This is a genomic window from Thermocrispum agreste DSM 44070 (assembly GCF_000427905.1).
Lineage (GTDB): Bacteria > Actinomycetota > Actinomycetes > Mycobacteriales > Pseudonocardiaceae > Thermocrispum > Thermocrispum agreste.
On sequence record NZ_ATYX01000005.1, the window covers coordinates 166694 to 180994 of the forward strand.

12 protein-coding genes and 1 pseudogene are annotated in these 14301 nt (G+C 69.6%); 6 read left to right on the forward strand and 7 right to left on the reverse strand.

Translation table 11 applies throughout. From position 1 onward, the window contains the following. Positions 1–10: 10 nt before the first annotated feature. Positions 11–1444, forward strand: coding sequence for a bifunctional phosphatase PAP2/diacylglycerol kinase family protein (locus YWY_RS0100760; RefSeq protein ID WP_245566508.1), 1434 nt, complete (start codon positions 11–13; stop codon positions 1442–1444). Here YWY_RS0100760 and YWY_RS0100765 read toward each other — a convergent pair. The 5 genes from YWY_RS0100765 to dop all read right to left on the reverse strand — a co-directional run bounded on the left by YWY_RS0100765 (position 1435) and on the right by dop (position 5553). Further along, the gene (locus YWY_RS0100765) at positions 1435–2022 is read right to left on the reverse strand and encodes a TIGR03086 family metal-binding protein (RefSeq protein WP_028846055.1); all 588 of its coding nucleotides are present in this window, start codon (positions 2020–2022) and stop codon (positions 1435–1437) included. The two genes, YWY_RS0100760 and YWY_RS0100765, sit on opposite strands and share 10 nt — an antisense overlap. Further along, the gene (gene prcA / locus YWY_RS19535; protein WP_051309441.1) at positions 2022–2846 is read right to left on the reverse strand and encodes a proteasome subunit alpha; all 825 of its coding nucleotides are present in this window, start codon (positions 2844–2846) and stop codon (positions 2022–2024) included. Before prcA ends, YWY_RS0100765 begins: the two co-directional genes overlap by 1 nt. A 49-nt stretch (positions 2847–2895) precedes the next feature. Continuing rightward, positions 2896–3738: a proteasome subunit beta gene (prcB, locus tag YWY_RS0100775; RefSeq protein ID WP_028846056.1), complete on the reverse strand. Its 843-nt coding sequence runs from the start codon at positions 3736–3738 to the stop codon at positions 2896–2898. A gap of 5 nt (positions 3739–3743) precedes the next feature. Next, positions 3744–3956 (reverse strand): ubiquitin-like protein Pup, encoded by a 213-nt coding sequence (locus YWY_RS0100780; protein WP_028846057.1) that lies wholly within the window; start codon positions 3954–3956, stop codon positions 3744–3746. A gap of 94 nt (positions 3957–4050) precedes the next feature. Beyond that, a complete protein-coding gene (gene dop, locus YWY_RS0100785; protein WP_028846058.1) occupies positions 4051–5553 on the reverse strand; it encodes a depupylase/deamidase Dop in 1503 nt (500 codons plus the stop codon). Between the two features lie 116 nt (positions 5554–5669). Here dop and YWY_RS0100790 point away from each other — a divergent pair, with 116 nt between their 5' ends. The 3 genes and pseudogenes from YWY_RS0100790 to YWY_RS24845 all read left to right on the forward strand — a co-directional run bounded on the left by YWY_RS0100790 (position 5670) and on the right by YWY_RS24845 (position 8358). Further along, on the forward strand, positions 5670–6416 hold the full coding sequence (locus YWY_RS0100790; protein ID WP_038044212.1) for a GntR family transcriptional regulator: 747 nt from the start codon (positions 5670–5672) through the stop codon (positions 6414–6416). A 469-nt stretch (positions 6417–6885) separates the two neighbouring features. Next, positions 6886–8112: pseudogene (locus tag YWY_RS19540) on the forward strand (glycoside hydrolase family 18 protein); the annotation flags it as partial. Further along, on the forward strand, positions 8107–8358 hold the full coding sequence (locus tag YWY_RS24845) for a carbohydrate-binding protein (RefSeq protein WP_342665085.1): 252 nt from the start codon (positions 8107–8109) through the stop codon (positions 8356–8358). The pseudogene YWY_RS19540 and the gene YWY_RS24845, both read left to right, overlap by 6 nt. An 852-nt stretch (positions 8359–9210) precedes the next feature. Here the strand turns inward: YWY_RS24845 and arc are convergent. Next, the gene (gene arc / locus YWY_RS0100800; protein WP_028846060.1) at positions 9211–11061 is read right to left on the reverse strand and encodes a proteasome ATPase; all 1851 of its coding nucleotides are present in this window, start codon (positions 11059–11061) and stop codon (positions 9211–9213) included. A gap of 388 nt (positions 11062–11449) precedes the next feature. Between arc and YWY_RS22990 the strand changes: the two genes are divergently transcribed. Together YWY_RS22990 and YWY_RS22995 are read left to right on the forward strand one after the other, a co-directional pair. After that, positions 11450–12247, forward strand: coding sequence for a hypothetical protein (locus tag YWY_RS22990; protein ID WP_028846061.1), 798 nt, complete (start codon positions 11450–11452; stop codon positions 12245–12247). A gap of 300 nt (positions 12248–12547) precedes the next feature. Then, positions 12548–13237, forward strand: a complete 690-nt coding sequence (locus tag YWY_RS22995; protein WP_028846062.1) for a hypothetical protein — start codon at positions 12548–12550, stop codon at positions 13235–13237. Between the two features lie 202 nt (positions 13238–13439). On the opposite strand, the gene YWY_RS0100815 is transcribed toward YWY_RS22995, so the two are convergent. After that, positions 13440–14276 carry a tRNA (adenine-N1)-methyltransferase gene (locus YWY_RS0100815; RefSeq protein ID WP_028846063.1) on the reverse strand — a complete coding sequence of 279 codons (837 nt, stop codon included), beginning with the start codon at positions 14274–14276 and terminating at the stop codon, positions 13440–13442. Positions 14277–14301 lie beyond the last annotated feature (25 nt).

A 14301-nucleotide genomic window follows, 5' to 3' on the forward strand; every position in this document is an offset into this window, starting at 1 on the left:
CACGGCCCTCATGCGACGCAGTGCCCGGCTTCCCGCGGGGCCGGCCGACGACGCGCTCCGTGCCGTGTCCCGCGCCGCCGATCGCGGCCTGCTGTGGTTCGCCATGGCCGGCGCGTTCGCTCTACGCAAAGGCAAACTACGGCGGGCGGGGCTGCGCGGCGCCGTCGCTGTCGCGGGCGCCAGCTTCTTCGCCAATGTGATCACCAAACCGCTGTTCCCGCGCAGGCGGCCCGCCGCGGCCCTCCTCCCCGCCCGGCGGCGGTTGCGCAGGCGTCCAACCTCGTCGTCGTTCCCGTCGGGGCACAGCGCTTCCGCGGCCGCGTTCGTCACGGCCGCCGCCATGGAGTCACCACTTGCCGGCGCAGTCGCCGTTCCGCTGGCCGCAGCAGTGGCCTACTCCCGGGTGCACACCGGCGTGCACTGGCCGAGTGACGTGGCGGCCGGTGTGCTGATCGGCGGCGCGGTCGCCGCTGCAACACGGCACTGGTGGCCGCTGCACCCGTCCGAGCCCGCGCGTTCCGAGCACCCCGCCGACGCCCCGGTCATGCCGGACGGGGTGGACATGGTGGCGTTGGTGAACCCGAAGTCCGGCGACGACGGCGACGATCCCACCGCACTTACTCGCGTCGCGTGGCCGCTGGCCACATTCGTGCAGCCCGAGCAAGGACGCGACATCGTCGAACAGCTCCAGCAGCTGATCGACGAGCGCGCGGCACAGGGTCGTCCGGTACGCGCCCTGGCCGTCGCCGGAGGTGACGGCACCGTGGCCGCCGTGGCGTCGGTCGCGGCCGAGAACAAGCTCCCGCTGGTGCTGATTCCCGCGGGCACGCTGAACCACTTCGCCCGCGACGTGGGGGTGCAGTCGGTGCGCGACGCGGACGAGGCGACCGAGGCGGGCACCGCGATCGGCGTCGATCTGGGCGAAGTCACCACGTTCGGCGACGACGGCACCTCCCGGCGCTGGTTCCTCAACACCGCAGGCATCGGTGGCTACCCGGAGATGGTGCGGCTGCGCGAAGTGCTCGAGAAGCACTACCCGAAGTGGATCGCGGGCGTGATCGCGATGGTCCGCACGCTGCGCCACGCCAGCCCGATCCGGGTGCTGCTCAACGGTCAGGAACACCTGGTCTGGATGATCTTCGTCGGCAACGGCAGCTACCACCCGAAGGGGTTCGCGCCGAGCAGCCGCCCGGCCATGGACTCCGGCAAGCTGGACGTCCGCTACCTCCGCGCCGACGTGCCCTACTCGCGTGCCCGGTTCGTGCTGGCCAGCATCACCAACACGCTGGCCACCAGCCACGTCTACCGGCAGTACGACCTGCCCGAGCTGGAAGTCCGCTTGCTGGACGGCAACCGGCGGGTCGCCACCGACGGCGAGGTCGGGCCGCTCGGCAACCGGTTCGTCTTCCGCTCCCGCTCCGACGCGCTGACCGTCTACCGTTGAGCCGGCCGCCACTTCGGGTCGCGGCCGGTCAGGGCGATGGTGCGATCCAGCAACGGCGCGTCCATCGGCACCGGCACCGGTGGCGCGAAGAGCCCCGGCGTGCCGTTCTCGTCGACCGAACCATCCAACGCCACGAACACTTTGCGGAGGGTGTTCTCGTCCAGGTCGTAGTGCTGACCGGTGGCGGTGGCCAGATCCCAGCCGTGCACGACCAACTCCTGCAGCGCGACGACTCCGGCCTGCTCGGCGGGAAGGCTCACCCCGCCGACTTCGGTCTGCCCGTGCCACGCGGCCGGCTCCCGCCAGGCGGCGACCAGGGCGTCGAGCCTGCGGGCGAGCTCTTCGCGCCAGCCCTCCGGCAGCACAGCGGTGGGATCCGGGTCTTCCGACGGCGGGTCGGCCGACGCAGCCGGGTCCTTCACCGCGGCCAGCCGGAACGCCACCGCCAGCCCGAGCACATGCGCGACCAGTCCACTGACCTGGTACTTCTCGCACGGGGTCGGCGCCGCCAGCTGATCGTCGCCGATCTGCCCGACGACCGCCGCCAGACGCTGCGCCGCGGGTGCCAAGTCGAGCATTACTCGCCCTGCCCGTCGCCCGCCTGCCGGCCCTTGTCCGCCTCGCCCGCCTTGCCGGGCTCCTTCTTGTCCGCCGTGGCCTGCTTGGCACCCTTGTCCTCGCCCTGCGCCTGCTTGTCCTGCTCCTTGGCCCCGTCCCCGTTGGCGGGCATCAGCGCGTCCAGCTCGGCGCCGGTGATCCGGCGGAAGGCGCGGCCGGGACGGTGCCGGTCGAGGATCGCCACCTCGAGCTTGCCCAGCTCGGCACCGTTGGACAGGCCCGCCTTCAGTCCCTGCACGGCCTGCGCGAACGCCTCCGCCAGCGCGGAGCCCTCGACGTAGACCTCCTTGAGTTTGCTGACCACCGGATCGGTCTGGCCGCCCATCACCAGGAACCGGGGCTCGTCCACGATCGAGCCGTCGTAGGTCAGCCGGAACAGCTGGTCCTCCTCCGGCCGGGCACCCACTTCGGCCACCGCGAGCTCGACCTCGAACGGCTTGACCTGTTCGGTGAAGATCGCACCGAGGGTCTGCGCGTAGACGTTCGCCAGCTGCCGCGCCGAGACGTCCCGCCGGTCGTAGGCGTATCCCTGCAGGTCGACGTGGCGGATACCGGCCCGGCGCAGGCTCTCGTACTCGCTGTACCTGCCCGCCGCGGCGAACCCGATCCGGTCGTAGATCTCCGAGATCTTGTGCAGCGTGGCGGACGGGTTCTCGGCGACGAACAGCAAGCCGTCCGCATACTTCAGCGCCACCACACTGCGGCCGCGAGCGATGCCTTTGCGGGCGTACTCCGAGCGGTCCCGCATCAACTGCTCGGGCGAGGCGTAAATCGGCAACGTCACTGCGTCTTACTCCGTTCTCCCCTGGTGTGCGGCATCCGCCTGCCGTGCTTCACCGACGCGCCTCGCGGGCGGACCGCCGCTCGTCCAGCACGGCCTCGGTGGCCGCCTCGATCCGTTCCTCGGGAACGTGCACCGCGCCCTCTTCGGCGGTGATGGTGACCACCTGCGGGTAGATTCTGCGCACCGTGTCCGGGCCACCCGTGGCGGCGTCGTCGTCGGCCGCGTCGTACAGCGCGGCCACCGCGGTGCGTACCGCCGCGTCGGCGTCGGCGTCCGGGTCGTAGAGCTTCTTCAGCGCGGACTTGGCGTACGGCGACCCGGATCCGATGGCGTGGAACCCGCCGCGCTCCTCGTAGCGGCCGCCGGTGACGTCGAACGAGATGATGCGCCCGGCCCTGGCCGGGTCCGCGGCGTCGGTGTCGTAGCCGACGAACATCGGCACGGCGGCCAGCCCGGCCATGGCGACGTCCAGGTTGGCGCGGACCATGGTGGCCAGCTTGTTGGCCTTGCCGTCCAGCGACAACGCCACGCCCTCGATCTTCTCGTAGTGCGCCAGCTCGACGGCGTACAGCCGGACCAGCTCCAGCGCGATGCCCGCGGTACCCGCGATGCCCACCGCGGAGTAGGCGTCCGTGATGTAGACCTTCTCCAGGTCGCGCGCCGCAATCGTGTTGCCTGCGGTCGCTCGCCGGTCCCCGGCTATGGCCACCCCGCCGGAGAACGTCAACGCAACGATGGTGGTGCCGTGGGGAGCCTGTAACGAGGTCGCATCACCCAGCTGCCTGCGCCCGGGCAGCAGATCCGGTGACTGCGCCCGAAGGAACTCGGTGAACGACGACGTGGACATGCTCAGGTAGGCCGGCGACAACGGCCCGGCTTGCGGCTGCTCCATGCGTCCTATTGTCCGCCCTTCTGCACGTACGCTCGCACGAAGTCCTCGGCGTTCTCCTCCAGGACGTCGTCGATCTCGTCCAGGATCGTGTCGACGTCCTCGCCAATCTTCTCCAGTCGCTCCTGCGTCGCGGTGGCACCCTCACCACCGGCATCGGCGCCCGGGTCCTGAACTTCCTCTTCTTCCTCGCGCTGCTTCGGGATCTGCTCCTGAGCCATTGCCCCTCCCGGTTCGCATCGGGTCCTGACGTCAGCCTACCCAGCGGTAGTCCCGGAAGGGACCATCCGAATGATCACGGTTTGCCCATCTGATCTAGCTGGTCAGCGCTTTCACCAGCTCCTCGGCCGTCTCCGCGGCGTCGAGCAGCTGCCCGACGTGCGACTTCGTCCCCCGCAGCGGTTCCAACGTCGGGATCCGCACCAGGGATTCCCGGCCGATGTCGAAGATGACCGAATCCCACGATGCGGCCGCGATCGACGCGGCGTACTTCTCCAGCGCCCTGCCGCGGAAGTAGGCGCGGGTGTCCTGCGGCGGGTTGGTCATCGCCGCCTGCACCTCGTCCTCGTCGACCAGGCGCTTCATCGATCCACGCGCCACCAGCCGGTTGTACAGGCCCTTGTCCATCCGGACGTCGGAGTACTGCAGGTCGATCATGTGCAGCCGGGGCGATCCCCAGCTCAGCCCGTCACGCTCGCGGTAACGCTCCAGCAGCCGCAGCTTGGCCACCCAGTCCAGCCGGTCGGCGCACTCGAACGGGTCGCGGGCCAGCGCGTCGACGATCTCGCCCCACAGCCGCAGCACGTTCTGCGACTCCTCGGACGGCTCGATCTGCCCCCGCTCGGCGCACTCGACCGCACGCTCGTGGTAGGCGCGCTGGATGTCCAGACCGGTGAACCAGCGCCCGTCGGCCAGTTCCACGGTGGTCTTCAGCGTCGGGTCGTGGCTGATCTGCCGTACCGCGCGCACCGGTTCGCGCAGCCGCAGGTCCTCGAACGAGATCCCCGCCTCGATCATGTCCAGCACCAGCACTGTGCTGCCGAGCTTGAGGTAGGTGGAGTACTCGGACAGGTTGGCGTCGCCGATGATGACGTGCAGCCGCCGGTACTTGTCCGCGTCCGCGTGCGGCTCGTCGCGGGTGTTGATGATGCCCCGCTTGAGCGTGGTCTCCAGGCCCACCTCGACCTCGATGTAGTCGGCACGCTGGGACAGCTGGTAGCCGTCCTCCTCGCTCTGCTGGCCGATGCCGACCCGGCCGGAACCGGTGATCACCTGGCGGGAGACGAAGAACGGGGTCAGCCCGCTGATCACCGCGGTGAACGGTGTGGCCCGCGCCATCAGGTAGTTCTCGTGCGAGCCGTAGCTGGCGCCCTTGCCGTCGACGTTGTTCTTGTACAGCTGCAACCGCGGCTGGCCGGGCACGGTGGCGGCCTTGATCGACGCGGTCTCCATCACCCGCTCGCCCGCCTTGTCCCAGATCACCGCGTCGCGGGGGTTGGTGACCTCGGGCGTGGAGTACTCCGGGTGAGCGTGGTCGACGTACAGCCGCGCGCCGTTGGTGAGGATGACGTTCGCCGCACCCAGATCGTCCACGTCGGGCTCCTGGGGCTGCTGGTTGGGGGCGGTGAGGTCGAAGCCGCGCGCGTCCCGCAGCGGGGACTCGACCTCGTAGTCCCATCGGGCCCGGCGCGAGCGCGGGATGTCCACCGCGGCGGCGTAGGCCAGCACGATCTGTGTCGACGTCAGTACCGGGTTGGCGGTGGCATCCCCCGGAACGGCGATGCCGTACTCCACCTCAGTTCCCATGATCCGGCGCATGCCTCCACCCTACGGGTTGACAGCTCGTGGGACACATAGCGGCGCTCCGGGGCGGACAAGGCATGCTGTGCTTCGACACGATTGCCGCCCCCTGCCCGCATCGACTGGGAGACCCGTTGACGTCCGACGAAGTTGCGACCGCCTCCGGCCGAGTCCGCGCACCGAAGTACTGGGGGGTCAAGCAGCGCCTGCTGCGCATGCTCGACACGTTGCCGCCCGGTACCGCCATCCCGACGGAACGCAGCTTGGCCATGGAGTTCGGGGCCTCCCGCACCACCGTCCGCCAGGCGCTGGCCGACCTCACGGTGGAGGGCCGGGTGCGCAGGGTGCAGGGCAGCGGCACGTTCGTCGCCGAGCCCAAGGTGGCGCAGCCCCTGCAGCTGTCCTCCTACACCGAGGACATGCAGGCGCAAGGGAAGACGCCGTCGTCCCGGCTGCTCGCCATCGACGACATCCCGGCGGACACCGAGCTGGCCGAACGGCTGGGCATGCGACGGGGTGAGACCGTGCTGCGGGTCCGCAGGCTGCGGCTGGCCGACGACGAACCGATGGCGGTGGAGATCACGCACCTGGCCAACTTCCGGTACCCGGGACTGCGCCGGTACTTGCGGGCGGGCAAGTCGCTCTACCAGACGCTGCGCGACCGCTACCAGGTCGAGCTCGGGCACGCCGAGGAGACGATCGAGACCGCCCTGGCCGGACCGGACGAGGCGCACGCGCTCGGCGCCGACATCGGCATGCCGATGCTGCTGTTGTCCCGGCACTCGTTCGACACCCACGGCACCCCCGTGGAGTGGGTGCGCTCGGTGTATCGCGGTGACCGGTACAAGTTCGTCGCCACGTTGAACCGGCCACCGCGCTGACGGCCGCACGCCGACGCAAGGGCGTGGCATCGCGTCACGGCGGTCTGGGCGAGCCATTGGGCCGTCCACCGGGCTCCCGCACGCTGCTGTCCGTCGAACCGATTCGCACGGCACGTCCAGCCAATCGCCCAAGTCCGTCGGCACCCCATCACGCAGAGTGCTCGAACGTCTGCGTGAGGCCGCGTCGCCCAGCGCCCTCCGGCTCCGGCTCGTCGCCACTCGGATTGCCCGTACGGACCACTTGGATCAGGTCGGAAGTACCGACCTTTCCCGCTGCACCGGCGTTTCGCCTGGTCACGGTCCTTGACACAGAACTTTAGCGAGAAGTTTTCACGTTTGATCTGGACCATCGCGAAAACTGGAAGTATTGTTACCTAATACGTTGTGAATCAGGTCACACAGCGTGAGCAGCGTCGGGCCCGTGCTGCGCTTTCCGATCCACACACCCCTGCTATCGGAAGGAACCGGGATGTCCAGAAAGCGATGGCGGCTGCTCGCACTCGCGGCCGCTGGGCTCACCACGGCGGGCATGCTCGCCGGGCCGGTCAGCGCATCGGAGAACGAGGGCACCGCGTCGGCGCCGTCCGCATCGGCGGCGGGCGTCCGGCTGGGGTATTTCGTCAACTGGGGCGTCTACCAGCGCAACTACCACGTCAAGAACATCCACACCAGCGGGTCGGCGGAGAAGCTGACGCACATCAACTACGCGTTCGGCAACGTCACCAACGGCCAGTGCCAGATCGGTGACGCCTACGCCGACTACGACAAGTTCTACGACGCCGCGTCCAGCGTGGACGGCCAGCCGGACACCTGGGACCAAGGCGCCCTGCGGGGCAACTTCAACCAGCTGCGCAAGCTGAAGCAGATGTACCCGCACCTGAAGATCCTCTACTCGTTCGGCGGCTGGACCTGGTCCAGCGGGTTCGGCGAGGCCGCGAAGAACCCCGAGGCCTTCGCCGAGTCCTGCTACCGGCTGGTCGAGGACCCGCGATGGGCCGACGTGTTCGACGGCATCGACATCGACTGGGAGTACCCGAACGCCTGCGGGGACACCTGCGACGACAGCGGCCCGGAAGCGTTCGCCAACCTGATGCGGGCGCTGCGCAACAGGTTCGGTCCGGACAACCTGGTCACCGCGGCCATCACCGCCGACGCGTCCCCGGGAGGCAAGATCGACGCCGCCGATTACGCCGCCGCGGCACAGTACGTCGACTGGTACAACGTGATGACGTACGACTTCTTCGGCGCATGGGAGGCACAGGGGCCGACGGCTCCCCACTCACCGCTGACCAGCTACGACGGCATTCCGACCCAGGGCTTCAACTCGGACGCGGCGATCCAGAAGCTCAAGGGCAAGGGCATCCCGGCGGACAAGCTGCTGCTCGGCATCGGCTTCTACGGCCGCGGCTGGACCGGCGTGTCCCAGTCCGCTCCCGGCGGTTCCGCCTCCGGCCCCGCTCCGGGCACCTACGAGCAGGGCATCGAGGACTACAAGGTGCTCAAGACCAAGTGCCCGCCGACCGGGCAGGTGGCCGGAACCGCGTACGCGCACTGCGGCCAGGAGTGGTGGAGCTACGACACGCCGCAGACCATCGCGGGCAAGATGGATTACGTCCGCGACCAGGGCCTGGGCGGAGCGTTCTTCTGGGAACTCAGCGGCGACACCGCCAACGGTGAGCTGATCGCCGCACTGGCCGGTGGTCTTCCGGGGAACCCCGGCAACGGGGACGACGATGACGATGACGACGGCGACGGCGGTGACGGCGACAACGGTGGCGGAGACGACGGCGACGGGACCGTCCAGGCATGGCAGCCAGGGACGACCTACAAGGCCGGCGACAAGGTCACCTACGACGGTGTCACCTACGTCTGCCTGCAGGGTCACACGGCGCTGACCGGCTGGGAGCCGCCGAACGTTCCGGCACTGTGGCAGCGCGCATGACGATCTGATTCCTGTCCGAATTCCGGTGTGCCGACACCGCCCGCCGGCTCGCGACCACGCGGGCCGGCGGGCGGTTCGCCATGTACGAGGCAGAGAGCTCACCGCCGTGGCGGGGCGACGTGCCTCCATGGCGGGGCGCAAGCGCAGAGGTAGGCGCCCGGGCTGGAGTCTCTTCGGCGCACGTGGCGGATACCGGTGCAGGCTGGGTGGCTCGGATCCCGCTGGTCACTCTCCCGTCCGACAGCAACCGTGGCGCGCATCCCGCCGCTCCCCGCCGTGCGACCGCTCTCACCCGCCGGTCACTCTCCCCCTCGGACGGCAGGTGCGGCTCGAACCTCAGCGGTCACCGCCCCGTGAACAGCAGCTGTGGCTCGCGTCCCACTGCTCCCCTGCCCTTCGGTGGCAGCCGTGGCTCGAACTTGCCTTCCCCCGCTCAGCGGCGGTAGCCCTGGCTTGAACACTCCGCCGCCCCTTGGACGAGGCCTGTGGACGCGCATCGCGCCTGCCATCGAGCACAGGCCGACCGAAACCCGGTAGCGCCGAGACACGACCGGGCTCCCGGGCTCGAGCCTGCACCTGGGGCACGGCGGCCGCCTTGACGGGCAAGGGAACCGACCGGGAGCCCGTACGACCCGAAACCGCCCCAGTCACGCGGTCGAACGGCAGCACGACGCCGTCCGTCCGGCGGACGAGCAAACCCGTGTCAGGCCGCGGCCGCTTCCCGCATCCCACCGTGCCGACCTGCGCCAGCCGCGGCAGGAAGAAGGCGCCCGGCCGCGGTCCGAACCGCGTGCCGGGCGCCCTCCGACCTTCCGACAACACTGCTCGTGGGGGCGTGCCCCGCGCCGAGCGTCACAAGTACTGGCCGGTGTTGGTGGCCGTGTCGATGGCCCTGCCGGCGTCCTGGTTCTTGCCCGACACCAACGTCCGGATGTAGACGATGCGCTCGCCCTTCTTGCCGGAGATGCGCGCCCAGTCGTCCGGGTTGGTGGTGTTGGGCAGGTCCTCGTTCTCCGCGAACTCGTCCACGATGGCGTCCAGCAGGTGCTGCACCCGCAGGCCGGGCTGGTTGGTCTCCAGCACCGACTTGATGGCCGCCTTCTTCGACCGGTCCACGATGTTCTGGATCATGGCACCGGAGTTGAAGTCGCGGAAGTACAGCACTTCCTTGTCGCCGTTGGCGTAGGTGACCTCCAGGAAGCGGTTCTCCTCCGTCTCGGCGTACATCCGCTCCACGGTGTGCTGGATCATCGCGTCCAGGCACGCCTGCTCGTCGCCGCCGAACTCGGCCAGGTCGTCGGCGTGGATCGGCAGGCCGGTCTTGAGGTACTTGGAGAAGATGTCCTTGGCGCCTTCCGCGTCCGGCCGCTCGATCTTGATCTTCACGTCGAGCCTGCCGGGCCGCAGGATCGCCGGGTCGATCATGTCCTCGCGGTTGGACGCCCCGATGACGATGACGTTCTCCAGCCCCTCGACACCGTCGATCTCCGACAGCAGCTGCGGCACGATCGTGGTCTCCACGTCCGAGGACACCCCGCTGCCGCGGGTACGGAAGATCGAGTCCATCTCGTCGAAGAACACGATCACCGGCGTGCCGTCGGACGCCTTCTCCCGCGCCCGCTGGAAGATCATCCGGATGTGCCGTTCGGTCTCGCCGACGAACTTGTTCAGCAGCTCCGGGCCCTTGATGTTGAGGAAGTAGGACTTCGCCTCCTTCGGGTTGCCGCCCTTGCCCGCGGCTACCTGCTTGGCCAGCGAGTTCGCCACCGCCTTGGCGATGAGCGTCTTGCCGCAGCCGGGCGGGCCGTACAGCAGCACGCCCTTCGGCGGGCGCAGCTGGTACTCGCGGTACAGGTCGGCGTGCAGGAACGGCAGCTCGACCGCGTCGCGGATCTGCTCGATCTGCTTCTGCAGGCCGCCGATGTCCTCGTAGCTGACGTCCGGCACCTCTTCCAGCACCAGGTCCTCGACCTCGGACTTGGGCACCCGCTCGTAGGCGTACCCGGCCTTGAGGTCGACCAGCAGCGAGTCACCCGGCCTGAGCTTGGTCTCCGAGTCGACCAGCGGATCGGCCAGCCAGACCACCCGCTCCTCGTCGGCATGGCCGACCACCAGGGCACGCTCCGCCTCGCCGTCGGCGGCTGCGGGCAGCAGCTCGCGCAGCGTGCACACCTCGCCGGTGCGCTCGAAGTCGCCCGCCTCCACCACCGTCAGCGCTTCGTTCAGCCGCAGCGTCTGGCCGCGCTTGAGCTGTTCGACGTCGATCGTGGGCGACACCGCCACGCGCATCCGCCTGCCCGAGGTGAACACGTCCACGGTGCCGTCGTCGAATGCCCGCAAGAACGTGCCGTAGCTGCTCGGCGGCTGGGCAAGCCGGTCCACTTCCTCGCGCAACGCGATCAGTTGGCTGCGGGCGTCCCGCAACGTCTCCACCAGCTTGGCGTTGCGCTCGGTCAGCTGGGCGATCCGCTCCGACGCCTCGGCCAGTCGCTGTTCCAGGACCCGGTCGGAGTCCGGCGCCGACGCCGCCCTGCGGCGCAGCCTGGACGCTTCCTCCTGCAGGTACCTGACCTCGCGGGCCTGCTCGCCGCTGAGCGCACCGTCGGTCTCCCCGGCCGCCGCCGGTGTGTCGCCGGCCGTCTCCGCGTGTTCCGTCAGGCCGCCGTCCTCCTCGTGCCGGCCCCCTGGGCGCTCGTTGTGCATGCGGCACCTCCTTGCGTTCTCGATTACCACGGTACCGACGAGCGGCGACATGCAAAGGGGTTCCACGAGAAGGAATCGGCCCGGCGAGTCGCAAATGTGATCATCGGCTGACCCGCAATCCTCCGTTGCGGTAGAGCCGACGACACCTCACGGCTACCGACCGTTCACGCACCGGCAATGTCCGCGCCGGAACCATGGAACGGTCCGATCGATCATTGGTCCGAACCGGTGCGGCTGGTGCCTTTCCGGCCACCCGCGGTGGCCGCACGCGCCGATTTCACTGCATTCGGACACCGGCTGGATAACATTCGGTAACGCTTGTTGGAGGCGGTTGGCGACGCAGGGAGGAAGGTTCCCACTGGGGTCGGACAGACAGACAAGGGGCGCCATGTCTTACCCACCACACCCGGCAGACCCGTACCGGCAGCAACCGTACGGCGGCGGGTTCGACGTCCAGCATGGTGGACCGTACGACGGGCACGCCGGTCCGTATGGGCCGGCTTTCGCGCAGCAGCCCGCCCAGCCGTACGAACAGCAGCCTCACCGTGCACAGCCGCACTACGGGCCCTACGGTCATCCTTGCCCGCCCACCGGCAGCGGCAACCGGCCGGATGATCCCTATGCCCCGTACGGCCCCGGCCAGATCGGCGACGAGTACCCGGAGGACGAGCCGCCGCGCAATGGTCGCCTGATCGGCATCACCGCGGGCGCAGTCGCCGTGGTGGCCGGCGTCGTGCTGTTCACCGGGTTCGTGGCGCCGGGATTCTTCCTCGGCGACGAGCCCGGCACCGGCCAGGCTCAGTCCGGCCAGCAGCAGGACGGCCAGGCGGGCGGCGCAGGCACCGGCCCGACGCTGCAGGGCGGCCAGGGGCCGGCGCATCCGCTGGACGGCGGCCCCGCGACGGACATCGTCAGGGTCAAGCAGATCGCCACCACGGTGATCGAGGGCCTGAACACCAAGAACTCCGCGAAAGTCAAGACGGTGTCGTGCAATCCGGAGAACGAGCGGCAGTCCGACTACGACTCGTTCCCGGACGGCATCCGGTGGAGCATCGCCGGTGACGCCACGATCAACGGCCAGCGCGCGACCATTCCGGTCAAGGTGTCCGGCCCGGCCGGGGAACGCACCAGCACGCTGAACTTCCGCAAGGAAGGCGACGGCTGGTGCGCCTCGTCCATCGGCTGAGGCGGACGATTGCGCCTGGCAGGTGGCCGGGTTCCGCCGCCGCATGCCCTGGTGCGACGACGCCGTCCGAAACCCGACGGTTCCCGCCCGGATCCATCCCGGCCCCGGAAACGTCGTAGAGTGCACAGACGCTTGTGATCACGGACAGCGCGTCGCGTGATCGACCGACAGGTCGGCACGTCTTCGCCTCGTCTCATCCGGCCGGACCGACTGCCGGCTGGTGCGATCGCTGTGCGGTGCCGGCGGGGTATCCCCGACGCGCCGGGATGTGCACCACGACACAACGCAGGAGGGGTCACCATGAGCTACCCGCCGCAGGGGCCGTACGGCCAGCCGCAGGGCTGGCCGCCGCAACAGCCGGGCCACCCGCCGCAGCCGCCGTACCCGCAGGGCGCCTATCCGATCCCCGGCCAGCCGGGCGGCGAACCGCCGAAGAAGAACGTCGGCGCGATCGTCGGGGTGGTCGTCGCGGTGGTGGTGATCCTCGCCGCGGTCGGGATCACCGGATTCTGGAAGCCGGGGTTCTTCCTCTCCGACGACGACGGCAAGGACGGCGACGACAACGTCGCGGCGCCGGCCACGACCGCCTCCGGCTCCAGCGGCCAGGTGCCCCCGAAGCCCGACATCAAGACCCCGGGAGGGCTGCCCGGGGGTGACGTGCCGGGCGGCGACGTGCCTCCCGGTGGTGACGTGCCCCCGGCGGGCGGCGGGGCGGAGTCGGCCGCCGTGATGTCGGTGGCGCAGACCTTCGTCTCCGCGTTCAACGCCAAGGACAAGGACCGCCTGGTCACGACCCTCTGTTCCGACGCCGGTGAACTCCACAACGTCGACTTCAGCAAGGCGCCGGACATCACCATGACCATCACCGGAGACCCGGAAATCACCGGCACGACCGCCAAGGTCCCGGTCGACATCGTCAACAAGGGCACCAGCCTCGACGGCAAGATGCCGCTGCGCAAGGAAAGCAGCGGCTGGTGCGTGACGAAGTAACGCCCGCAGGCCCCCGGACGCACGAAGTAGCGGCCGCAGGCCCCGGACGCCGACGGCTCCGGGGCCTGCGCCTTCTCCGGTGGAACCTCCGCGACCGTGCGCGGCTACCGGCTGGCTGACGGGCACCCGGCCGCGCGCGGGCTACCGTCCCGGCGGGCGGCCGCGTCAGCGACGAAGACCCAGGCACCCGGCCGCGCGCGGGCTACCGGCTGGCCGACGGGCGCCGGTGTACCGGCGGCGGCGTCACCCCGTCGGCCAGCCGCCGTGCGGTGAGCAGGAAAGCGGTGTGCGCCTGCATCTTGTGCTCCGGCCGCACCGCGAGACCGACCACGTGCCAGGGCCGCTGCAGCGTCTCCCACGCCTGCGGCTCGGTCCAGCACTGCTGTTCCCGCAGCGCCTCGGTGATCCGGGACAGCTGTGTCACCGTGGCCACGTACACCACCAGAACACCGCCGGGAACGAGGTTCTCGGCCACGGTCGGCAGCACGTCCCACGGGGCCAGCATGTCGAGAATGACACGGTCCACGTCACCGCTGTGTGTGCTGACGTCGGCGACATGCAAAGTCCAGTTCTCCGGCATCTCGCCGAAGAACCGCGCCACGTTCCGTTCGGCGTGCTTGGCGTGGTCGTCGCGCACCTCGTAGGAAATGACCTCGCCGTCGCGGCCGACCGCGCGCAGCAGCGAGCAGGTCAGGGCACCGGATCCGGCTCCGGCTTCCAGCACGCGCGCTCCCGGGAAGATGTCGCCCCACATGACGATCTGCGCCGCGTCCTTGGGGTAGATCACCTGCGCGCCACGCGGCATCGACAGCACGTAGTCGGCCAGCAGCGGTCGCAACGCCAGAAACGCCGTGCCACCGCTGGACGTGACCACTGACCCCTCCGGCAGGCCGATCAGGTCGTCGTGCGCGATCACGCCGTGGTGAGTGTGGAAGGCGTCCCCCTTGTTCAGCACGACCGTGTACTTGCGCCCCTTGGGATCGGTCAGCTGCACTCTGTCGCCGGGGTGGAAGCACCCGCGAGCCGCGTCCTCGTTCATCGCCGCAGCAGCCTACTTAGCCCGG